Source organism: Subtercola boreus (assembly GCF_003399635.1).
Classification (GTDB): domain Bacteria; phylum Actinomycetota; class Actinomycetes; order Actinomycetales; family Microbacteriaceae; genus Subtercola; species Subtercola boreus_B.
This window is the reverse complement of the sequence record NZ_NBXB01000034.1, coordinates 159,099-180,559: the sequence shown is the minus strand read 5'-3', so window position 1 is coordinate 180,559 and position 21,461 is coordinate 159,099. Positions and strand designations below refer to the sequence as shown.

The following is a 21,461-nucleotide window of genomic DNA, read 5'->3' as shown; positions in this document are numbered from 1 at the left end:
GCTGACCCCATTCGACGACCGGGTCTGGGGTCGTCGTGCACAGAGGTTCAACATCGTTCGTGAGCGCTGCCACTCGGCGAATCGGGCGCCTATCTGCCGGTGGTTCCCAGATGTGGAGATCTGAGGTATGTTCTGTTGGCCTCAGATCACCTCGTCGGAGAGCGTGCTGGGTGCGCCGAACCGGTGCCGGGTGATACTCACGGCCTGCTCGTGAAGGAACGGCAGCAGTTCGAGCCGGCCGACGGATGTCACGGGGTTGTCGTAGATCGCAAGGTCGGGGCGCCCGCCCGTGGCCGCTGCAAGGGCGCTCCTGCTGCCCCCGATCAGCCGCACGCGCTGAGCGCGGAGATCGGATGCCCCGGCCAGCCATTCCGCGTCGGTCTCGACGCGCACGCGCACGGCACCGGCCTTCGCCGATCCGATCGCCCCGGCGAGCGTCACCGCCCGCACCTCGACGGCACTCGACACGTCGACGGGTGCGCCCGCTGTCGCTGCGGCAGAGAGCACGCGCAGCAGCAGTTCGACGGGCTGGCCCTCACTCAGTCGCACGGTGACCGGAAGCACCCGGTAGCGGAACACGTTGCGCTCGGCGGTCAGCGCCGAGACGTCGTGGTCGATGCCGAACTCGGTGGCCCATGCCACCCGGTCGCTCGCCTGGGAGCGCGCGAGGAAGTCGGCGGCGGGCGTTGCGGCGGCGTGCGCCCCTTCGGAGGGTGTTGCGGCCGCCGCCCCGGCGGCGGCGTGCGCCCCGGGGGCGGGCGCGGCATCCATCGCTTCGTCAGTGGGCAGCCATGACCCCAGCCCGATCAGGTAGTTCGGGCCGCCGGCCTTGGTTCCCGCGCCCACGGCCGACTTCTTCCAGCCGCCGAACGGCTGCCGGCGCACGATAGCACCGGTGGTGCCGCGGTTCACGTACAGGTTGCCGGCCTCGACCGTGTCGAGCCAGAGTCGGAGCTCCTCGGGGTCGAGCGAGTGCAGCCCTGCGGTCAGCCCGTAGTCGACCTCGTTCTGGATGGCGATGGCCTCCTCGACCGTTGCGGCGGTCATGATGCCGAGCACCGGCCCGAAGTACTCGGTCAGGTGGAACTGCGAGCCGCGTGCGACGCCCGTGCGGAGGCCGGCGCTCCAGAGCCTGCCGGTCTCGTCGAGCTTCTTCGGCTGCACTGCCCACCGCTCGCCGGGCTGTAGGGTGGTGAGGGCATCCAGCAGCTTGCCGCTCGCCGGTTCGATGATCGGGCCCATCTGGGTGGTCGGGTCGGCCGGGTAGCCCACCTTGAGGGCGCGCACCGCATCCACGAGCTGGTTGTTGAAGCGCGCGGAGGTGGCGGCGGACCCGACGAGGATGACGAGTGAGGTGGCCGAGCACTTCTGGCCCGCGTGGCCGAACGCCGAGGAGACCACATCCTTCACGGCGAGGTCGAAGTCCGCGCTCGGGGTGACGATGATCGCGTTCTTGCCGCTTGTCTCGGCGAGCAGGGGCAGGTCGGGTCGGAACGAGCGGAACAACTCGGCCGTCTCGAACGCGCCGGTGAGAATGACGCGGTCGACGCGCGGGTCGGCGATCAGCTGGCGGCCGAGCTGCTGCTCGTCGACGTTCACGAGCTTCAGCACCTCGCGCGGCACCCCGGCCTGCCAGAGCGCTTCGACGAGAACGGCGCCGCAGCGTGCGGCCTGGGGGGCGGGCTTGATGACGACAGACGACCCGGCAGCCAGCGCGGCGAGAGTCGACCCGGCGGGAATAGCCACGGGGAAGTTCCACGGCGGCGAGACGACCGTCAGCGCGGCGGGAACGAACCGTGCCCCCTCGACCTGCTCGAGTTCGAGCGCCAGTTCGGCGTAGAACCGGGCGAAGTCGATGGCCTCGCTGACCTCGGGGTCGGCCTGGTCGAGTGTCTTGCCGGTCTCGCTGGCCATCACCTCGAGCAGGTCTGCCCGTCGCTCGGCCAACCGGTCGGCGGCACGATTCAGGATGACCGCCCGTGCGGCCCCGCCGCGAGCGGCCCAGGCGGTGGCGTGCTTCTCGGCATCCGACAGCACGGCGTCAAGCTCGGCCTCGGTGGTGAGCGTGGTCTCGGCGACACCCGCGCTGCCCAGGGTCGACACTTCGACGCGGGACAGGATGTCGCGGCCCCAGGCTCGGTTCGCAGGCAGCGCGGGGTCGGTGTCGGGGGTGTTCTCGAACGGGGGAAGGGTGGTGGAGTCATCCGGTGCCGTGTTCGACGGCGTTGCGGCACCGTTGTGCTCGGTCGCGCGGTTCTGGCTTCGCCGCGGTGCAGGGATGCTCGAATCGAGCCGTTCGAGGGAGCTGACGAAACGCTGGCGCTCCCGATCGAACAGTACTTCGTTCTCGGTCAGCTCGAAGACGGCCGACATGAAGTTGTCCTGGCTGGCGCCCTCCTCGAGGCGGCGGATCAGGTACGCGATCGCCACGTCGAACTCCTTCGGGTGCACCACCGGCGTGTAGAGCAGCAGCCCGCCCACGTCACGTTTCACGGCTTCGGCCTGGCCCTGCGCCATGCCGAGCAGCATCTCGAATTCGATGCCCGCCTCGACGCCACGCTGCTTCGCGAGAAGCCAGGCGAACGCGAGGTCGAACAGGTTGTGACCGGCGACGCCGATGCGCACGTTGCCGATGTGCTCGGGGCGGAGTGCATACCCGATCAGGCGCTTGTAGTTCGTGTCGGAGTCGCGCTTCGTGCTCCAGGTGGCGACGGGCCAGTCGTGCAGCGACGCTTCGACGAGTTCCATCGACAGGTTCGCACCCTTCACGATGCGCACCTTGATGGCCGCTCCGCCCGCGGCGCGCCTCGTCGCCGCCCACTCCTGCAGTCGCACCATTGCGGCGACCGCGTCGGGCAGGTAGGCCTGCAGCACGATGCCCGCTTCGAGGTTCTTCAGGTGCGGCAGGTCCAGAATGCGCGTGAAGACCGCGATCGTCAGGTCGAGGTCTTTGTACTCCTCCATGTCGAGGTTGATGAACTTGGGGGTGGGGAAGGATGCCGCCTTCTCGAACAGCGGGGTGAGGCTGGCGACGACGTGGTCGACCGCCTCGTCGAAGGCCCAGACGGAGTGCGGGGCGACCGTTGAGGAGACCTTGATCGAGACGTAATCCACATCGGGCCTGTCGAGCAGGCGGTGGGTGCCCTGCAGGCGGCGCTCCGCCTCGTGCTGGCCCAGCACGGCCTCGCCGAGCAGGTTGACGTTGAGGCGCACGCCGGGGGTTCTGATCTTCGCGATGGCGGCGCCCAGCTTCTGGTCGGTCGCATCGACGATGAGGTGCCCGACCATCCGGCGCAGCACCGTGCGGCTCGCCGGAACGATGACTCCGGGGAGCGCGGGGGCCATCACGCCGCCGGCGCGCACGGCGGCCTTGAGGTACCAGGGCAGAAACGCCGGCACCTTCGGGGCGAGCTCGGCCAGATTGCGGGCCGCGACACGCAGGTCTTCGGGTCGCACGACGCCGTCGACGAAGCCGACTGTGAAGGCGAGCCCGTTCGGGTCCTTCAGTACGCCCGCGAGCTGGGTTGCCGAGGAATCGACCGGTACGGCCTGCGACTCGGTCAGCCAGCGCCGCACCAGCGCGACCATGTCGGGCACGAGGGCGATGGCCTCCTCGCGCAGGGTGTCGGGCTGCGAGGGCTGGGCGGCATCGGTTGCGGGTGTGGCGAGGTCGGTCATCGGGTGCTCCTGCAGTCAGAGGTGCGTGCGTTTCGTCCAGTCTCCGGCTGTGGTCTCGTCAGGTAAAGCGATGTTTTCTTATTGGTAGTGATAAGTTCTGCTTACCGGATTTGTCCACAGCTCCCATGATCTCTTGACAGTTCGGATTCCCCGCCCTTCGACCATCGGATGATCGTGCTCGACGTTCGCCGCCTCCGGCTCCTTCGTGAACTGAAGCTCCGCGGAACGCTCGCGGGCGTCGCGCTCGCGCTCAACCAGAGCCCCTCCTCCGTGTCGCAGCAACTCGCGCAGCTCGAGGCCGAAGTGGGCGTGGAGCTGCTCCGTAAGAGCGGGCGGCGGGTGCAGCTCACCGCGCAGGCCGAGATCCTCGTGGAGCACACGGCGGCGGTGCTCGAACGGCTCGAACTCGCCGAGGCCGATCTCGATGCGTCACTCCACCAGGCCACCGGTGTGGTTCGCATTGCGGTCTTCCAGTCTGCGGCGCTCGCGCTGATGCCCGCAGCGCTCAGCCTGCTGGCATCCGAACATCCGCGGCTCCGTGTCGAGATGACACAGCGCGAACCCGAGACCGCCCTCTACGAGACGTGGGCGCGCGACTTCGACCTCGTGATCGCGGAACAGTACCCCGGCCACGCGGCCCCGCACCACCCGGAGCTCGACCGGCTGAACCTGACGACGGATGCTCTGCGGCTGGCGGTGCCCGGCGCGCCTGCGGTGGCTGCGGCGGCCACCTTCGCCGAGCCGGCCCCCTTCGCCGACCCGGCCGCTTTCGCCGACCCGGCCACCTTCGCCGAGCCGGCCACTCCGGGCGGCCACGACTTCTGGCGCATCACCTCGCTGGAGGAGGCCACGGGTGCGGCCTGGGTGATGGAGCCGCGCGGTGCGGCATCCAGACACTGGGCCGAACAGGCCTGCCGCCAGGCCGGCTTCGAGCCCGACGTGCGCTTCGAGACCGCCGACCTGCAGGCCCAGATGCGCCTCGTCGAATCGGGCAACGCCATCGCGCTGATGCCGGACCTCGTCTGGACCGACCGCGGCACGACGGCCCGCCTCATCGACCTCCCCTCCGCCCCGCGCCGAAGCGTTTTCACCTCAGTGCGGCGCGCCAGCGCGGCCCGCCCCGGCATCCTCGCGTGCCGTGAGGTGCTGGCGCGTGTGGCCGCCGCCCCTTCGACCGGCCCGCCCCTGCCGTAGCCCGTCCGGTCTGGCGTCGGGGCCCTCCGTCACCGGAACGGATACGATTCCGGCGAACCTCCGCACTTTCTGTCGAGGATTGCCGAAACCGTGTCCGTTCTCGCGGCGCGCTGGATCAGGGGCGCTCGCGGATGCTCGTGACGATGTCCACAAGCGTCGGGGCGGCGGGCGCCGAACCGAACCCGAACGTGACGGGCGGCTCCAGCCGCTGCATCCCGCCCAACGCGGAACCCTCCCACGCAGCATCCACCGCCGTGATCGCGCGGGCCTGCGTGACCCCGTAGAACTCACGCCGACTGCCGCCCGCGGAGCCGCTCGTACGAGCGCCGGGCACGAGCATCCCGGCCAGCGGATCGATCGCCTGCAGCCAGACCGGACGCAGGGCGAGCGCCCGCGGAACGCTTCGAAGCAGCCTCCCGATCGCCGTCGGCCCGCCGATCTGCAGCGTCGCGTCGAGTGGCCCTGCACTTACTCGAATGCGCCGGGCGGGATCGCTGCCAGCGCTCGCTCCCGCGCCGCCCGCATCGGCCGAGCCGCCCGTGCCTGCGCTGTCACCCGTCCCGCTGCCGTCGCCAGCCGCGCCGCCCGCGCCGCCACCGCCGCCCGCGCCGCCACCGCCTGCGTCATCCGATCGCGCGCCACCCACCCCTGCCGTGTGGTCCCGCACCCGCCCGAACCGCACCTCGACCACCCGCACCTCGTCGAACGTGTAGGTGCTCGACACGTACTCGGCCACTGCCTCACTCGGCGCCAGCAGCAGGCGGTGCCCGCCATCCGACTCCACCATCACGTCGGCGAACCGCCCGAACGGCGACCGCTCCCACATGCCGACCACGATACGCGGCCCCGCCCCGGTGCCGAACCCGGCGATGCGCCCCTCGAATCGTGTCAACCGCCCTGCTCGAATCGAATTCACAATTCCAGCCTACCCAGACATATTTGATGAATACTCAAGTACGATGGGGTGCATGCCGAAGCAACTCCCGCGACACTCTACCATTCGGGTTATACCGAGTTATACTTCCAACATGAAGACAGCCATCTCGGTGCCAGACCCTCTGTTCCGGCAAGTTGAAGCACGCACAGCTCAACTGAAGATAAGCCGGTCTGAGTTCTATTCGACTGCAGCTACTCACTACCTTCGTGAGCTGGAACGTACCTCGATCACGGAAGCCATCAACGACGCACTGAGGCGCTCACACGACGCAGGCCGCGAAGAGTCCAACGAATTGACGGCATACAACAGGCGAAAGATGGCGGAACGGCTGGCAGACGACGAATGGTGATGTCGCGCGGTGTGATCGGATGGGCCGACCTCGGCCCCGTGACAGGAAGCGCTCCAGCGAAACGTAGACCCGTGGTCGTCGTGCAGTCGAACTCCTTCAACCGGAGTTCTGTCGGAACCGTCATCGCCTTGTCACTGACCTCGAATACCTCCCTCGCCGATGTTCCGGGGAATGTCTTCGTCCCCTCCGCAGCATCCGGACTGGCGAAAGACTCGGTAGTGGTCGTCACCCGATGCTCCACAGTGGATCGGTCAGACGTCACACTGAACGGTTCACTGATGCCCGCCTACCTCATGTCGGAGATCGATGCCGGACTGAGGCTTGTGCTCGACCTCTGATCACGGGAGCGCGGCCGGCCTGCGACGACGACAACCGTTCTACGACAGCACATCCTTCGAGGCGAAACGGCCGTAGGCGAGAGTGCCGAATACGGCCAGATAGGCGAGTTGCAGCAGTGTGTTCGTGCCGAACGACGACCACTCGATGGGCTGGCGCAGCAGATCGGCGAAGTCGAGCCAGTAGTGGCTGAAGAGCCACGGGTGCAGGGCGCTCAGCTGCGGCAGCGAGTCGAGCACCTGCGACACGATCGAGATGACGACGGTCGCAGCCATTGCCCCCACAGGAATGTCGGTGAGCGTCGAGATGAACAGGCCGATCGCGGTCAGCCCGAGCAGGGAGACCGTGACATATCCGGCGATGAGCAGCGCACGGAGGGCCGCCTCACCGGATCCGATGGTGTCGCCGGAGAGCAGCGTCACCGGCCCGACCGGGAAGAGAGCCGCCCCGATGAGCACACCCGCCAGCACGATGACGACCGTGGCTGCCAGGCAGAACGCCATCGCAGCCACGAACTTCACGAGCAGCAGTCGAGCCCGGCCGACGGGGGAGACCAGCAGGTAGCGGAGGGTACCGAGGTTGGCCTCGCCCGAGATGGTGTCGCCCGCCACGACGCCCACGGTCAGCGGCAGGAAGAGCGGGATGCAGATCGTCAGCGCCACCAGCGCGACGAACAGCCCGTTCTGGCTGATCTGCTCGATGAACGCTGGGCCTCGCCCCGAGGAGCCGGCCGACGAGATTCGCACGGCGACCGCGACGAGCACCGGGATGAGCGCCAGCGCAAGCAGCATGACCCAAGTGCGCCGCCGCCGGAACAGCACCGCGAGTTCCGAGCCCATCAGGGCCCAGCCGGCTGTGGGCCGACGGGTGAGCGGCCGAGTGGCTGGCGCTCCGGATGCTGCGGGGGAACCCGCCTCGTCACTGGGCAACGTCGAACCCCTCCCCGGTGAGCGCGACGAAGAGATCCTCGAGGCTGGCGCGCTCGACGGCGAAGCCGCGCACGCGCACGCCCGCCGCGACCAGCGCCGCGACGATGCGCTCAGGATCGAGCGGCCGGTCGGTCCGCGTTCCGGCATCGATCGGCCCGTCAACCCAATTCCCGGCGTCGAGCGGTGCCGTCACGGACTCGCCGTCGAGAGGGTGTGTTTCACGGCCATCCGCATCAACCTCCACCGCCAGCCCGAGTTCAGCGAGCACGCGCCTCGCCGGGCCGGGATCGGGCGTCAGTACCCGCACGCGCGACTGGCCGGCCTGCCGCAGTTCGTCGAGGCTGCCCTGGGCGACGAGGTTTCCGGCCCGCATCACCGCGGCGTGGGTGCACATCTGCTCGATCTCGGCGAGCAGATGGCTCGAGACGAAGACCGTCGTGCCCTCGGCAGTCAGCGAGCGGACGAGGTTCCGCACCTCGCGGGTGCCCTGGGGGTCGAGTCCGTTCGTCGGCTCGTCGAGCACGATCAGATCGCGCGGGGTGAGCAGGGCATTCGCGATGCCGAGCCGCTGCTTCATGCCGAGCGAATAGGCCCGCACCTTCTTGCCTGCGGCATGCGTCAGCCCGACCCGTTCGAGAGCCTCGCCGACCCGGGCCGTGCGGGTCGAGGTGCGGGCGAACCGATCGGCACTGTCGAGTCGGCGCAGGTTGGCCGTACCCGAGAGGAACGGGTAGAACCCCGGCCCTTCGATGAGCGCCCCCACCCGGGGGAGCACGGTTCCGGCGCGTTTCGGCATCTGCTGGCCGAGCACAGTGATCTCACCGCTCGTCGCGGAGGCGAGGCCGAGCAGCATCCGGATGCTCGTGGTTTTGCCCGATCCGTTGGGGCCGAGGAAGCCGAACACCGAGCCGCGCGGCACCGAGAGATCGATCCCGTTCACGACCGTCTGGCGCCCGAACACCTTCGTCAGGCCCCGGGTCTGGATGGCGAGCCCACCCTCAGGCATGACACCGCTCACTGGGCGGCGGCGGCCTCGAGGGCTTCCGCCGAAACGGATCCGGCGAACATTCGACCGTCGTCGGCCACGAAGACGTTCAGCAGGGTGGTCGAGAGCAGGTGACCGCCGCTGACCGGCGTGGTCAGCTGCGCGAGCAGCGGAGAGGAGGTGAGGGCTGACGATTCGGAGCCGGCGGGCAGCTCGACGATCGAGCTCCAGCCCGATCCGGTCATGACAGGCTTCGGGGCATCTGACTCTGAGTGCGAGGGTTCAGTGGCACCGCCGCTGGCCGCAGACGGCTTCTCCACAGCCTTCTCGGTCACGGTCGTGCCGGCCGGGGGTGTGAACGAGAAGAGGTCTGCCGACGGGGTCGACAGGTCGAGCGAGGTGAACGAGCTCGAGAAGGCGGGATTGCTCGCCCCTGCGGCGGTGACCTCGACGCGGAGGGGGAGCCCGGTCTCGGAGTCCACGGCGATCGACACGGCACCGATGAGCGTGCTGCCGGACTGCGGGGTCAGCACCAGGTCGTAGGCCGAGCGGCCTGCCACGGTGACATCGCCGCCGACCGAGACGTCGGTCGTCGATCCGGCCGCCTCGAGGAACTTCTCCGCCAGCTGCTGGGGAGTCGCGGTCTGCTCGGGACCGGTGGGAACGGCATCCGGAGTCGCCGTCGGGGTCGCGTGCACCGCCGTCTGCTTGCCGGAGTCGTAAAGCCAGAGCGTGTCGCCCTGCTTGATGACGTCACGTTCGGCAAGCCGGTCGAGAACCTGCACGCGGAGGTTGCCCGAGCCGGTCGTGCCGTCGACGTACACGCGCGCCGTGTGGGTGCCCGTGAGGAGGTCGAGGGCCGAGGATGCCGCGGCGGCGGTGCCGGCGCTGCCATCGGAGCCGGACGCGTCGCTCGTGGACGCCGCGCCAGAAGTGGATGCTGAGCCAGAACCCGATCCGGTGCCCGACGGCAACGTCGGCAGGCCGAGGTCGGAGGTCTGCTCCACTGTTCCCGAGAAGGCGGTGACCGTGCTGCCGGCGACGAGCGCCAGTACCTCCTGTGGGGACTTCTCGGGCAGACCCGACGTCGCACCGGCCGAGAGGGGTACCGCAACGGCCGCTCCGGCCACCACCACACCGGCGACTGCCGCAGGGATCCAACGCTTCCACACCGTGCTCATCGAGTTCGCTCCTTCAGATCTGTCGGGGACACTACACCCGTTTTCTGCGAGTTCCGCTGGATCTTCCGAAGGGACGCACATCGCGCCAACAGGGACTGTCCAGCGCGATTCGGGTCCCTTCGACGCGGGGTGCGTCCGCCGCTCCCCGTCCCACTCGCAACACTGTCCCCACAGCGACCCCTTCCGCCCGATTCGGGCCACCGCCACCCTCTGCCGTAGGCTCGTTTCGGACCCAACGCCGGGACCCTCCGCGGTCGAACCCGCGGCATGGCGGTATCGCGGCTTCGCGGCACCGCGCGAGAGAGAGCTGCACATGACGTACCTGCCCGAGCACGCGAAAGCTGCCGACAGCCAGGCCGACGAGGTCTCCGCCGAGATCGCCCGTTCCTGGCTCCTCGTGAACGCCACAAAGACCGACACGTTCGACGCTGCAGCGGCCTCGAGGGCAGACCAGGTCATCCTCGACATCGAAGATGCCGTCGACCCGGCCGCCAAGCCGACTGCGCGGGCGGATGTCGCGTCGTGGCTCGACAACGGCGGAAGCGCGTGGGTGCGCATCAATGACCGCACGACCGACTTCTGGTCAGGCGATGTGGATGCGCTCAAGGGCATTCCCGGGCTCCGGGGCGTCATGCTCGCCAAGGCCGAGTCGGGCGCGCATGTCACCGAGACCTTCGACCGTCTGGGCGGCAGCACCCCGGTGATCGCGCTCATCGAGTCGGCGCTCGGCATCGAGGAGGCGCGCTCCATCGCTGAGGCGCGCGGTGCCTTCCGGCTCGCGTTCGGCAGCGGCGACTACCGCCGCGACACCGGAACCGGCGCGGATGACCTCGCCATGGCGTATCCGCGTTCCCGCCTCGTCGTGGCGAGCCGCATCGGCAAGCTGCCCGGCCCGATCGACGGGCCGACCGTCGGCAGCAGCCACCCGGTTCTGCGGGAGCAGTCGGCGCTCGCCGTGACCCTAGGACTCACCGGCAAGCTCTGCCTCGACGTCGAGCAGCTGCCGGTCATCAACGAGGTCATCAGCCCCACGCGCTCGGACGCCACGTGGGCCCGCGACTTCCTCGCGGACTTCGAGTCCCGCGGGCGGGTCATCCGCGACGGCAGCGACCTGCCCCGCCTCGGCCGTGCCCAGAAGATCGACAAGCTGGCGCAGGCGTTCGGCATCCGCCCTCTCTGACGCTCGCCCCGCCCCGTGGCCTCCGCCCCTACGCTTTGGCTGGGCGGCGAGCGGCGGCTGGGAATGAACGGATGCCCGGCGGCGCTGTACCCGTCGTGAACATCCGCCTCTACACGTCCTCGTTCTGCGGGGCCTGCGCCCAGGCCCGAGCCGTCGTCGACCAGGCCATCGGGCTCGTGAGCACGGCGACCGTGACCGAGGTCAACGTGGCGTTCCGCCCGCATGAGGCGGAGCGCGCATCGATCGTGGCCACCCCGACCATCGTGCTCGAGAACGGCGCGGGCGTCGAGGTGTTCCGCGCAGAGGGTGTGCCGACCATCCATCAGGTGCTCGCGGGACTCGTGCTCGCCGTCTGACCGTCTGAACTCAGCGTCGGGAGCGCGCGGCGCGGCTCGGGTCAGCGCTGGTAGCTGGTGAAGCGGTAGCGGATGCCCGTGTGCGACTCGAGCCAGGGCGACTCCGCGACCCGTGACCAGGAGGCGTCGATCGCTGGGGCGAAGGTGTCGCCCTTCACCCCGAGGTCGAGTTGCGTGACTTCGAGCCTGGAGGCTTCGGGGAGGGCCTGGCGGTAGAGTTCGCCGCCGCCGATCACCCAGAGGTCGGCAGCGTCAGACCCGTCAGACCCGTCAGGCCGGCGCTCTGCGAGCAGGGCGCGAAGGTCGTGCACGGGCTCAGCGCCCGCGCTCGACCACGTGCGGTCGCGGCTGAGCACGAGGTTGCGGCGGCCGGGAAGAGGCCGGAACCGTTCGGGGAGCGAGTCCCAGGTGCGTCGCCCCATCACGACGGCGCTGCCGGTGGTCAGCTCGCGGAAATGTGCGAGATCCTCGGGCAGATGCCACGGCATCGTGCCGTCGTAGCCGATGACGCCGCCCCGCGCCTCGGCCCAGATCAGCGCGAGGCTCACGCGGGAATCCTCACACCGCCACCGGCGCCTTGATCGCCGGGTGGTGCTGGTAGCCGACCACCTCGAGATCGTCGTAGGTGTAGTCGAAGATGCTCTCCGGCACTCGGTTCACACGCAGCGTCGGCAGCGCGAACGGCGTACGCGTGAGCTGTTCGGCGACCTGCTCTCGGTGGTTGTCGTAGATGTGGCAGTCGCCGCCCGTCCAGATGAAGTCGCCGACGCCCAGGCCGGTCTGCGCGGCGACGAGGTGGGTGAGCAGGGCGTAGGAGGCGATGTTGAACGGCACCCCGAGGAAGAGGTCGGCGCTCCGCTGGTAGAGCTGGCAGCTGAGCTTGCCGTCGGCCACGTAGAACTGGAAGAAGGCATGGCAGGGCGCGAGCGCCATCAGCGGGATCTCGGCGACGTTCCAGGCCGACACGATCATCCGGCGGGAATCCGGATCGGTCTTGATCGTGTCGATGACCTGGCTGATCTGGTCGATGTGTTCGCCGCTCGGTGAGGGCCACGAGCGCCACTGCACGCCGTAGACCGGGCCGAGTTCGCCGTCGGCGTCGGCCCATTCGTCCCAGATGGTGACGCCGTTCTCACGCAGCCAGCCCACGTTCGACTCGCCGCGGAGGAACCAGAGCAGCTCGTACGCAATCGACTTGAAGTGCACGCGCTTCGTTGTGACGAGCGGGAACCCCTCGCGGAGGTCGAACCGCAGCTGCGCGCCGAAGACGCTCGTCGTGCCCGTGCCCGTGCGGTCGGACTTGGCGATCCCCGTCGCCAGCGTGTGCCGCAACAGATCTTCATAGGGAGTGCTCAGTGACGTATTCATCGCACCCAGCCTATTTGACGCGGGGCGGGAGTAGCGTTTCCCTATGCCCACAAAAATCACCGTGATCTACGACAATCCGACCGATCCGGCGGCCTTCGAGGCCGGTTACGCCGACGGCCAGGTCGCTCTCGCCAAGAAGCTGCCCGGCGTCGTGCGCTTCGAGAGTTCGAAGGTCTGGCCGAAAGAGGACGGCACGGCGACTCCGGCGTACCGGATGATCGACCTCTACTTCGACGACTACGACTCCGCCAGCGCGGCCGTCGCCACGGCTGAGGCGGGCGAGCTGTTCCCGTCGATTTTCGGTCTGGCGACCGGCGGCGTGCGGATCCTGTTCTCCGACATCGAGGAGGGCTGAGCTGTGGCCGACATCAACGACATCCCGCTGAACGACATCCCGATCGCCACCACGACCGGCGCAGACACCTCGCTCGCCGAGTTCGACGGCAAGGTCAAGCTCATCGTGAACGTGGCCTCGCGCTGCGGGCTCGCCCCGCAGTACGAGAAGCTGGAGCAGCTACAGAAGACCTACGGTGAGCGCGGCTTCACGGTGCTCGGTTTTCCCAGCAACCAGTTTTTGCAGGAACTCGGAACCGCCGAGGCGATCAGCGAGTACTGCTCCACGACCTGGGGCATCACGTTCCCGATCTTCGAGAAGATCAAGGTGAACGGGCGGAGCGAACATCCGCTCTACACCGAGCTGAAGAAGGCGCCCGACGCCGAGGGCAAGGCGGGCAAGGTGAAGTGGAACTTCGAGAAGTTCGTCGTGACGCCCGACGGTGACGTGCACCGGTTCCGTCCGCGCACGGAGCCGGATGACCCGGCCATCGTCTCGCTCATCGAGCAGTCGCTACCCGAGGCCTGAGCAGCGCCCCGGGGGCGGTGGCCCGGCGGCGCCCGCCTGCGGCCTGTCACCACCCCCGCACGCTCAGACCGCCGTCGACCCCCGCACCACCAGCTCGGTCGGCAGCATCGTCACGCGGGCGACGTCACGCCCCTCGATCACCCTCACCAGCACGTCGGCCATCTTCGCCCCGAGTTGGTTCGACGGCTGGCGCACGGTGGTGAGCGGGGGCGTGGCGGTCGCTCCGAAGAAGTTGTCGTCAAAACCGACGACAGCGATGTCCCCGGGGATGGACAGGCCGCGCTCGTTCAGCACGGAGTAGACACCGGCGGCCATCTGGTCGTTCGCCACGAAAAGGGCGTCAAGCGGGATGCCCCGGTCGAGCATCCGCGTCATCGCTGCCGCCCCGGACTCCGGAGTGAAGTCGCCGGCCTCGACGAACGAGTGGTCGAGGCCGCGCGCCTCCAGGGCGTCGCGCCAACCGGTGAGCCGGTCGAGGCCCGGCGGCATGTCCTGCGGGCCGGCGATCGTGCCGTGCTGGCGCAACCCTCGCCCGATCAGGTGTTCTGTGGCGGCGCGGGCGCCCGCGTAGTTGTCGACGTCGACGAAGTAGGTGGCGGCGGTGCCCTCGACGAGGGGCCTGCCGCCGAACACCACGGGGAGGGTGCGGCTCACCTCGCCGAGCGAATGGTCGCCGCTGTGGTGCGAGACCACAAGCGCCCCGTCGACGTTGCCTCCGAGCAGATAGCGCTGGGTCTTCTCTGGGGTCGCATCCGACGCGATGAGCATCGTGAGGGTGTACTCGGTGTCGGCCAGGTGCAGGGCGATGCCCTGGGTGACGCTGGCGAGGAACGGGTCGGAGAACAGTCTCGCCGTCGACTCTGGCATCACCAAAGCGATGGTGCGGGTTCGCCGGCTCGCGAGGCTGCGGGCGGCCCGGTTGGGCACATAGTTGAGCGCGGCGATGGCGTCGTTGACCGTGTCGGTGACGCGCGGGGAGACCTTGGGGGAGTTGTTGACGACCCGCGAGACCGTCGCCCGGGAGACGCCGGCGAGGGCCGCGACCATCTCGAGTGTCGGTGAGCCGCCCTGGATCCCGGTCACGTGCTCTCCCCACCTCCGGTCGACGCCGATTGTCTGCCCCCCAGTGTAGGGCGCGGCCGATCCGGTGCTCAGGGAGCGCTCCGGCCGTGCATCCTGCAACACTGGTGCCATGCAGCACACAGATCCCGCACCAGAGGTGACCGAGGGCGACCGCGCCCCCCGTTTTCCCCGCCTGCGGGAGCTGGTGAACCAGCGCCGCGGCTTCTCCGACAGCGAGAAGACGGCTGCTGCCCTCCTTCTCATTGCAACTGTTCTCGCGCTGGTCTGGGCGAACCTCCCGCTCGGCAGCTCCTACGACGACTTCTGGCATTCGACGATCTCCCTGCAGGTCGGCACGAACATGCTGGAGCTCGACTTCCGGTCGCTCGTCAACGAGGGCCTGATGACCCTGTTCTTCTTCGTCGTCGGGCTCGAGGTGAAACGCGAGTTCGCGCTGGGGGAGCTCAGCGTGTGGTCGCGGGCGGTCGTTCCCGTGAGCGCAGCGGTGGCCGGCCTCGCGATCCCGGCCGTGATCTTCGTGCTCATCAACGACCAGGGCCCGGCCACGCGCGCGTGGGGTGTCGTGATCTCGAGCGACACCGCCTTCCTGCTCGGGGCTCTCGCGATCGTCGGCCCGCGCCTGCCCGGTCACCTCCGCACCTTCCTTCTCGCGCTGGCCGTGGTGGACGACATCGGGGCGCTCGCGGTGATCGCCGTCTTCTACACCGACGAAGTGCATTTCGTGCCCCTGATCGTGGCAGCCGTGACCCTCGTCGGAATCTGGGCGCTGCGGTACGTGACCTTCGCGCAGGGCCCGCTCTACGTCGTGCTGTCGATCGTGGTCTGGGTCGCGTTGCTCGCGTCGGGCGTGCAGCCGACGCTCGGCGGGGTGGCGATCGCGTTGCTGATCCCCGTCTTCACTCCGAGGCGGATGGAGGTCGAGAGGGCTGCCGAGCTCAGCCGGGCGTTCCGCCAGTCGCCGAATCCCGCCTATGCGCAGGCGGCCGTGCGCGGGCTTCTGAACTCGGTCTCGGTCAACGACCGTCTGCACACCCTCTACATTCCGTACACGAGCTTTCTCATCCTGCCGATCTTCGCGCTCGCGAATGCGGGAGTGCACCTCAGCGCGGAGACGCTCGGGGCGGCCATCCGTTCGCCCCTCACCTGGGGCGTGATCGCGGGCCTGGTGATCGGCAAACTGGTGGGCATCACCGGGATCACGGCGCTGATCAGGATGTTCAAGGTCGGCGTTCTCGCGCCCGGGCTCACGCTCGGGCGGATCGCCGGCGGCGCCGCACTCTCGGGCATCGGCTTCACGATCTCCCTGTTCATCATCGACCTCGCCATCGAAGACCCGCGGCTGCAGGATGAGGCCCGCGTGGGAGTGCTCGCCGCCTCCCTGATTGCGTTCGTGCTCGGCTGGGCGATCTTCCGCATCGTCGACAGGGTGCAGCCGCCGTCCCGCCTGAGTCTCGTGCTCGCCCGCCCGGTCGATCCGGCCCGCGACCACATCAGGGGGCCGGTGGATGCTCCGCTCACGCTCGTCGAATACGGAGACTTCGAGTGCCCGTTCTGTTCGCGCGCCACGGGCTCGATCGACGAGGTGCGGGCGCACTTCGGGGAGAGCCTGCGATACGTCTGGCGGCACCTGCCGCTCACCCGCGTGCATCCACACGCCCTGCTCGCAGCGCGGGCGAGCGAGGCTGCGGCGAACCAGGGCAAGTTCTTCGAACTGGCACCGATCATGTTCGCCCACCAGGATGCGCTCGAACTCGATGATCTGCTGGGCTACGCCGCGTCGCTCGAACTCGACCTCGACCGGTTCGAGGAGGACATGAGATCGAGCGAGGTCGTCAACCGGGTGCGCGACGATGCGATCGATGCGGAGTTGATGGATGTGCACTCCACTCCGACGTTCTTCATCTGCGGCAAGCGGCACTCGGGCCCGTACGACGCGGCCACGCTGATTCGCGAGCTGTACGAGTCGGGGCAGGCGGCGCCGGCGGACGGGTCGACCTCTGAGAACGCTGGCTTAGGCTAGAAACATCCGAACGCCACCGAGCAGCGAGGAGTGCGTGTGAACAGGATGACCGGAATGCAGATTCGGCATTCGATCGTCAACGGCTCCGCGGCCGAAGTCGCGAACATCGTGCTTCCCTCCGACTTCGTCGAACTCGACTGGGCCAACCTCGACTTCCTCGGCTGGCGGGACTCGCACTCGCCGCACCTCGGGTACATCGTCCGTTGGAACGGTGACGAGCCGGAAGGCATCATCGTGCGGGAGGCCGACGGCCCGCTCTCACGGCGGCGCATGATGATGTGCCAGCTCTGCCGAGCCACTCACACCGAGCACGGCGTCTCGCTGTTCAGCGCGAAACGTTCGGGGGAGGCGGGTCTCGCCGGCAACACGGTCGGAACGTACATCTGCGCGAACCTCGGCTGCTCGGCGAACATCCGCGTCGAGGTTCCGCACGCGTCGTACTACGCCGACCCGCAGAGTGTGCTCGACCAGAAGGTCGAGGGGCTGGAGTCGCGGGTGAGCGGGTTCCTCCGCGACGTGATGCGGCCGCTGGACTGAGACTGCGCGGCGCGGCGCGTCCGCTGGACTGAGACTGCGCTTCGCGGCGCGTCCGCTGGACTGAGACTGCGCTTCGCGGCGCGTCCGCTGGACTGAGACTGCGCTTCGCGGCGCGTCCTCTACGCGTTGGCGGACGTTGCGCTCGGTGCGAACCGCTCCGTCGGCCGGATTGCGCCGCAGGCGTTTTCGCGCAATTCAGGCACAGAGCCGGGCGAGGCACCATTCGAACGCGGTGGCCCGGTGTGCCTGAATTGCACGCACAGAGGGGGCGGCTGGCGCCGATCAGAGGCCCGCTGTGCCGAACAGCAGGCCGAGCAGGTAGGTGACGAGGGCGGCGCCGTAGCCGATGCCGAGCTGGCGGAGCGCCCGGCGAAGCGGCGGACCGCCGGACAGGATGCCCACGACGGCGCCCGTGCCGAGCAGGGCGATGCCCACCAGCACGGCCGCGACGATCAGCGCCGCGAGGCCCTGCAGGCCGAACAGGTAGGGCAGCACCGGGATGATCGCGCCGGAGGCGAAGAAGCAGAAGCTCGAGACGGCGGCGCTCAGGCCGGTGCCGACCGCTTCGTGTTCGTCGACCTCCTCATGGGCGGCGGCGTCGGCTGTGCCTGCTGTGCCGGCTGCGCCGCCCGCGGTGCCGGCTGCGCCGGCTGTGCCGCCCGCGATTCCGACGGCCGCGACATCCGGAGTCGCCTTTGCGGCCGCCGTGAGGTCGATCGCGCCGGTCATCACCGCGTGCCCGCGGAGCACCTCGGTCGCGTGGGCCTCGGCATTCTCGGCGCTCATTCCCCGCGCCCGGTAGACCAGGGCGAGTTCGTTCGCGTCGACGTCGAGATGGGGTACCGCGCGCGTGGCCTCGGGGTTCGGCGTGGAGGCCTCGAGCAGCTCGCGCTGCGACCGCACCGACACGTACTCCCCGGCCCCCATCGAGAGCGCGCCGGCCAGCAGCCCGGCCAGCCCCGTCACCAGCACCACCGCGTTCGGTACCCCGCTCGCCGAGATGCCGATCACCAGGGCGAGATTCGACACGAGGCCGTCGTTCGCTCCGAACACGGCGGCGCGGAACGTTCCCGACAGGCGATTGCGTCCGCGCGCGGCGAGGCCTCGCACCACCTCCGCGTGCACCTGCTCGTCGGCGGCCATCGCGGGCGTCGCGTCGGAGTCGTTGGCGTAGGGCGAACGCGTCTCAGCGCGCTGCGCCAGCGCCAGCACGAACACCGAACCGAACCGCCGGGCCAAGAAGCCGAGGATGCGCGTGCGGATGTCGCCTCGGTGCGGGTTGCCGATGTTGTCGCCGAGCAGGGCGCGCCAGTGCGCTTCGTGCCGCACCTCCGCCTCGGCCAGGGCGAGCAGGATCGCGCGTTCCTCACCGGTGCGTCGCTCGGCCAGGTCGCGGTAGACGGCTGCCTCGGCTCGTTCGTCGGACAGGTACTGCCGCCAGCGCCGGATGTCGGAGGGCCGGGGTTTCGCTTCGGCCGTCAGATCGGGACTCATCCTCCCATTATCGCCGGGAGGTCGCCGCGGTGGCTTCGGGTCAGGTCCGCTGGTGACGGCTGCCCGGTGCCCGGTGCTCGTGCCGGAGCCGGTTGTGGCGGCGAACCGACACGGATTCGGCATCCTGATCACTATTCGCCGAGGATCGTTGAAACCGTGTCCGTTCCGAGGACCGGAGTGGCTTCACACCAGCTGGCACGGGTGATGGGCGGCTGGCTGGGGCGGGCGGCTGGCTGGGCGGGCTCGGCTCAGCGCGGTTTCGGCGCGATCGAGTTCGGGTTCGTGCGCGCGTGGCGCTCGGCCCGCTCCTTCTGCGCAGCCTTCTCGGCGCGCTCTGTCTTGATGCGTGCGTTGTCGTCCATCACGCCGGCCTGGCGGGCACGCTCCACGACCAGCCACTCCGGCGGGGCCTCCAGCAGCGCCTTGATCTCCGGCGTCGTGAACGCCTCGTCGACACCGCCGCGCGTGAGGCCTGAGATCGAGACACCGAGCTTACGAGCGACCTCCTGTCGCGGGAACGGGCCGTTCAGTCGCAGCTCCACGAGCCACTCCGGCGGGGACTCGAGCAGTGCGTTGAGCTCGGCACGCGTCACATCGCCCTCCTGGAAGTCGGCCGGCGCCGCGGGGAGGTAGATTCCCAGTTTTTTCGCCGCTGTGGCGGGCTTCATGGTCTGGGGTGATTTCGCGGGCGTCATGAGGCCAGCGTATCCTGACCAGTGTTGCTGGCGGATGATCGGGGCGTGACCATGACGAACGAGCACTCCGGCGATGCCGCCCCCGTGCCGGCACCGGATGTCGCCACGGCGCGCTCGCGCACCGATGATGCCGCACCAGCGCACCCGCGCACCGACGATTCCGCCCCAGCCGAGGGCACCACCTCTGGCGAGGACACCGCCCCGGCCGACGGCACCGCACCGGCCGCGATCGCCACCCCGGGCATCCGGCCGTTCTCCCTCGCCTTCGCCGCCGGCGTCACCGTCACAAAGTGGACCAGGCTCTGGGCCGAACGCCGCGCCGAGACCCCGCTCGAGGTCTTCCGCACGGAGACCGACCAGCAGGTCAGAGTGCTCCATGAGCACTCGGCCGACGTCAGTTTCGTGCGGCTCCCTGTCGAACAGGAGGGACTCAGCGTCATCAACCTCTACAGCGAGGTGCAGGTCGTCATCGTTCCGAAGGATCATCCGGCCTCCGTCTTCGACGCTGTCACCGTCTCCGACCTGGCCGACGAACACCTGCTGCAGGATCCCGACGACGTGCCGGAGTGGCGCGACGTCGCCACCGAGATGGCCGACGGTTCGCGGAGGCCTCTCCGCGACATCCGGAGCGTCGACGACGCCGTCGAACAGGTTGCAGCGGGTGTCGGCATTCTGATCGTGCCTCAGGCGATCGCCCGGCTTTCCAGTCGCAAAGACGTGGTCTTCCGCCCGGTGACGGATGTCGCGGAGACCCGGATCGCGCTCGCTTGGCTGACCGAGGGCACCACCGCCGATATCGAGGAGTTCGTCGGCATCGTGCGGGGGCGTTCGGCGTCGAGTTCGAGGGCTTCGTCGCGGGAGGCCGACGATGCGGCTCTGGATGCCCGGGTCAAGAAGATCGGACCGGTCGCCAAAGCCAAGGCCAAGGCGCGCGCTGCGGCGGAGGCCGAGGCGGCATCGGCCAAGCGCGCCGGGGCGAAGAGACCCGCCGTAAACCAGCCCGCCCGGAAGAAGAAGCAGTCGGATGCCGCCAATGCCGCCCAGGCGCGGAGGCGTAAGTTCGGCGGGAAGCGCTGACCCTCGGGCTCTCCTCCTTCCTCTTCTCCTTCCTCTTCTCCTTCCTCTTCTCCTTCCTCTCCTCCTTCCTCTCCTCCACAGGCTGCACATCCGTCGGGTATTCCACAATCGACCGCAAGAGGCAGCGCCGATCTTCGTGTGCTGGCAGTGTGGGACGTGACGAAAGGCAGGCCATGAAAGCCGTTGTTTACTCCCGCACAGGCGGGCCAGAGATGTTGGAGCTCGTAGACCGGGAACTCCCCGCGGTCGAGGCCGGCGAGGTGCGCGTGCAGATCGCGGTGTCCGGCGTCAACCCGACCGACTGGAAGTCGCGGGCGGGCTCGGGAACCTCGGCCGAGGTCGATCCAGAGCAGGTGCCCAACCAGGACGGCGCCGGTGTCGTCGACGCCATCGGGCTCGGAGTCACGCGCTTCGCCGTAGGTGACAGAGTGTGGGTGCGGGACTCCGCGTTCCAGCGACCCACCGGCACCGCGGCCGAGTACACGGTGCTGCCCGACCACCTCGTGAATCCCCTGCCCGACGGTGTCTCGTTCGACGTGGGCGCGTCGCTCGGCATCCCCGCACTGACGGCCCACCGTGCCCTCACGGCGCGGGAGTCCGGCCCCGCACGACTGTCGCCGGGCTCGCTGGTCGGCACGACCGTCCTCGTCGCCGGTGGCGCGGGAGCAGTCGGCCACGCCGCCATCCAGCTCGCCGTCTGGGCGGGCGCGACGGTGATCACGACCGTGAGCAGCCCCGAGAAGGCCGACCTGGCAGCGGCGGCCGGTGCCCACCACATCGTGAACTACCGCACCGAAGACGTGGTCGCCCGGGTGAAGCAGCTCGCCCCGAGAGGTGTCGAGGTCATCGTGGAGGTCAACCCACTCGCGAACATGGCCGACGATGTGGCCGTCGTCGCCCGTGGCGGCACCGTCGCGATCTACGTCTCCGGCGAGCCCGATGCCATTCCGGTGCCGGCTCGCGCGAGCATGACGAAGAACGTCCGGTTGCAGTTCGTGCTGACCTACACGACGAGCGAGGTCGAGAAGTCCAACGCGGTTGCGGCGGTCACAGCCGCTGCAGCAGCAGGTGCTCTCGAGGTCGGCGACGACCATGGGTTGCCTCTTGTTCGCTTCGTGCTCGCTGAGACGGCAGCGGCCCATGCGGCGGTGGAGAGCGGTGCTGTCGGCAAGGTGCTCATCGACGTGGCCGGGCTGTGAC

At 69.0% G+C, this 21,461-nt stretch carries 21 protein-coding genes; 11 read left to right on the top strand and 10 right to left on the bottom strand.

Features of this window, described 5'->3' with window-relative positions:
- Positions 1–141: 141 nt before the first annotated feature.
- Complete coding sequence (locus B7R22_RS12960; RefSeq protein ID WP_116412112.1) at positions 142–3,678, bottom strand: proline dehydrogenase family protein; 3,537 nt, start codon at positions 3,676–3,678, stop codon at positions 142–144.
- A 174-nt stretch (positions 3,679–3,852) separates the two neighbouring features.
- Between B7R22_RS12960 and B7R22_RS12955 the strand changes: the two genes are divergently transcribed.
- Complete coding sequence (locus B7R22_RS12955; RefSeq protein ID WP_116412251.1) at positions 3,853–4,872, top strand: LysR family transcriptional regulator; 1,020 nt, start codon at positions 3,853–3,855, stop codon at positions 4,870–4,872.
- Positions 4,873–4,987: 115 nt separating this feature from the next.
- Here the strand turns inward: B7R22_RS12955 and B7R22_RS20260 are convergent, their stop codons facing one another.
- Complete coding sequence (locus B7R22_RS20260; RefSeq protein WP_172582371.1) at positions 4,988–5,764, bottom strand: hypothetical protein; 777 nt, start codon at positions 5,762–5,764, stop codon at positions 4,988–4,990.
- A gap of 136 nt (positions 5,765–5,900) precedes the next feature.
- On the opposite strand from B7R22_RS20260, the gene B7R22_RS12940 reads away from it, so the two are divergent.
- Complete coding sequence (locus B7R22_RS12940; protein ID WP_216363449.1) at positions 5,901–6,158, top strand: hypothetical protein; 258 nt, start codon at positions 5,901–5,903, stop codon at positions 6,156–6,158.
- Positions 6,158–6,496, top strand: coding sequence for a type II toxin-antitoxin system PemK/MazF family toxin (locus tag B7R22_RS12935; RefSeq protein WP_253259065.1), 339 nt, complete (start codon positions 6,158–6,160; stop codon positions 6,494–6,496). Before B7R22_RS12940 ends, B7R22_RS12935 begins: the two co-directional genes overlap by 1 nt.
- A 39-nt stretch (positions 6,497–6,535) precedes the next feature.
- Here the strand turns inward: B7R22_RS12935 and B7R22_RS12930 are convergent, their stop codons facing one another.
- The 3 genes from B7R22_RS12930 to B7R22_RS12920 form a co-directional block, all read right to left on the bottom strand.
- A complete protein-coding gene (locus tag B7R22_RS12930) occupies positions 6,536–7,333 on the bottom strand; it encodes an ABC transporter permease (protein ID WP_116412108.1) in 798 nt (265 codons plus the stop codon).
- 79 nt (positions 7,334–7,412) lie between these two features.
- Positions 7,413–8,429, bottom strand: coding sequence for an ABC transporter ATP-binding protein (locus tag B7R22_RS12925; protein WP_116412249.1), 1,017 nt, complete (start codon positions 8,427–8,429; stop codon positions 7,413–7,415).
- An 8-nt stretch (positions 8,430–8,437) separates the two neighbouring features.
- Complete coding sequence (locus B7R22_RS12920; protein ID WP_116412107.1) at positions 8,438–9,589, bottom strand: LolA family protein; 1,152 nt, start codon at positions 9,587–9,589, stop codon at positions 8,438–8,440.
- Between the two features lie 313 nt (positions 9,590–9,902).
- Between B7R22_RS12920 and B7R22_RS12915 the strand changes: the two genes are divergently transcribed.
- Positions 9,903–10,769, top strand: a complete 867-nt coding sequence (locus tag B7R22_RS12915; RefSeq protein ID WP_116412106.1) for an HpcH/HpaI aldolase/citrate lyase family protein — start codon at positions 9,903–9,905, stop codon at positions 10,767–10,769.
- Positions 10,770–10,840: 71 nt separating this feature from the next.
- Positions 10,841–11,125 (top strand): thioredoxin, encoded by a 285-nt coding sequence (locus tag B7R22_RS12910; RefSeq protein ID WP_116412105.1) that lies wholly within the window; start codon positions 10,841–10,843, stop codon positions 11,123–11,125.
- A 41-nt stretch (positions 11,126–11,166) separates the two neighbouring features.
- Here the strand turns inward: B7R22_RS12910 and B7R22_RS12905 are convergent, their stop codons facing one another.
- The gene (locus tag B7R22_RS12905; protein WP_116412104.1) at positions 11,167–11,673 is read right to left on the bottom strand and encodes a dihydrofolate reductase; all 507 of its coding nucleotides are present in this window, start codon (positions 11,671–11,673) and stop codon (positions 11,167–11,169) included.
- 10 nt (positions 11,674–11,683) lie between these two features.
- Positions 11,684–12,493, bottom strand: coding sequence for a thymidylate synthase (locus B7R22_RS12900; RefSeq protein ID WP_116412103.1), 810 nt, complete (start codon positions 12,491–12,493; stop codon positions 11,684–11,686).
- Between the two features lie 43 nt (positions 12,494–12,536).
- On the opposite strand from B7R22_RS12900, the gene B7R22_RS12895 reads away from it, so the two are divergent.
- Both B7R22_RS12895 and B7R22_RS12890 read left to right on the top strand, forming a co-directional pair.
- Entirely contained in the window at positions 12,537–12,848 is a 312-nt protein-coding gene (locus B7R22_RS12895) for an EthD family reductase (RefSeq protein ID WP_116412102.1), read from the top strand.
- Between the two features lie 21 nt (positions 12,849–12,869).
- On the top strand, positions 12,870–13,355 hold the full coding sequence (locus tag B7R22_RS12890; protein WP_116412248.1) for a glutathione peroxidase: 486 nt from the start codon (positions 12,870–12,872) through the stop codon (positions 13,353–13,355).
- 63 nt (positions 13,356–13,418) lie between these two features.
- Here B7R22_RS12890 and B7R22_RS12885 read toward each other — a convergent pair whose 3' ends face one another.
- Positions 13,419–14,402, bottom strand: coding sequence for a LacI family DNA-binding transcriptional regulator (locus B7R22_RS12885; protein WP_253259076.1), 984 nt, complete (start codon positions 14,400–14,402; stop codon positions 13,419–13,421).
- A gap of 145 nt (positions 14,403–14,547) precedes the next feature.
- On the opposite strand from B7R22_RS12885, the gene nhaA reads away from it, so the two are divergent.
- Complete coding sequence (gene nhaA, locus B7R22_RS12880) at positions 14,548–16,458, top strand: Na+/H+ antiporter NhaA (protein ID WP_116412100.1); 1,911 nt, start codon at positions 14,548–14,550, stop codon at positions 16,456–16,458.
- Positions 16,459–16,512: 54 nt separating this feature from the next.
- The gene (locus tag B7R22_RS12875) at positions 16,513–16,995 is read left to right on the top strand and encodes an FBP domain-containing protein (protein WP_172582369.1); all 483 of its coding nucleotides are present in this window, start codon (positions 16,513–16,515) and stop codon (positions 16,993–16,995) included.
- Positions 16,996–17,277: 282 nt separating this feature from the next.
- Here the strand turns inward: B7R22_RS12875 and B7R22_RS12870 are convergent, their stop codons facing one another.
- Both B7R22_RS12870 and B7R22_RS12865 read right to left on the bottom strand, forming a co-directional pair.
- Positions 17,278–18,489 carry a VIT1/CCC1 transporter family protein gene (locus B7R22_RS12870; protein WP_116412098.1) on the bottom strand — a complete coding sequence of 404 codons (1,212 nt, stop codon included), beginning with the start codon at positions 18,487–18,489 and terminating at the stop codon, positions 17,278–17,280.
- 248 nt (positions 18,490–18,737) lie between these two features.
- Entirely contained in the window at positions 18,738–19,184 is a 447-nt protein-coding gene (locus B7R22_RS12865) for a DUF5997 family protein (RefSeq protein ID WP_116283949.1), read from the bottom strand.
- 51 nt (positions 19,185–19,235) lie between these two features.
- On the opposite strand from B7R22_RS12865, the gene B7R22_RS12860 reads away from it, so the two are divergent.
- Together B7R22_RS12860 and B7R22_RS12850 are read left to right on the top strand one after the other, a co-directional pair.
- Positions 19,236–20,261 carry a LysR family substrate-binding domain-containing protein gene (locus B7R22_RS12860; protein WP_253259075.1) on the top strand — a complete coding sequence of 342 codons (1,026 nt, stop codon included), beginning with the start codon at positions 19,236–19,238 and terminating at the stop codon, positions 20,259–20,261.
- Positions 20,262–20,434: 173 nt separating this feature from the next.
- A complete protein-coding gene (locus B7R22_RS12850) occupies positions 20,435–21,460 on the top strand; it encodes an NADPH:quinone reductase (protein ID WP_116412096.1) in 1,026 nt (341 codons plus the stop codon).
- Position 21,461: the final 1 nt, after the last annotated feature.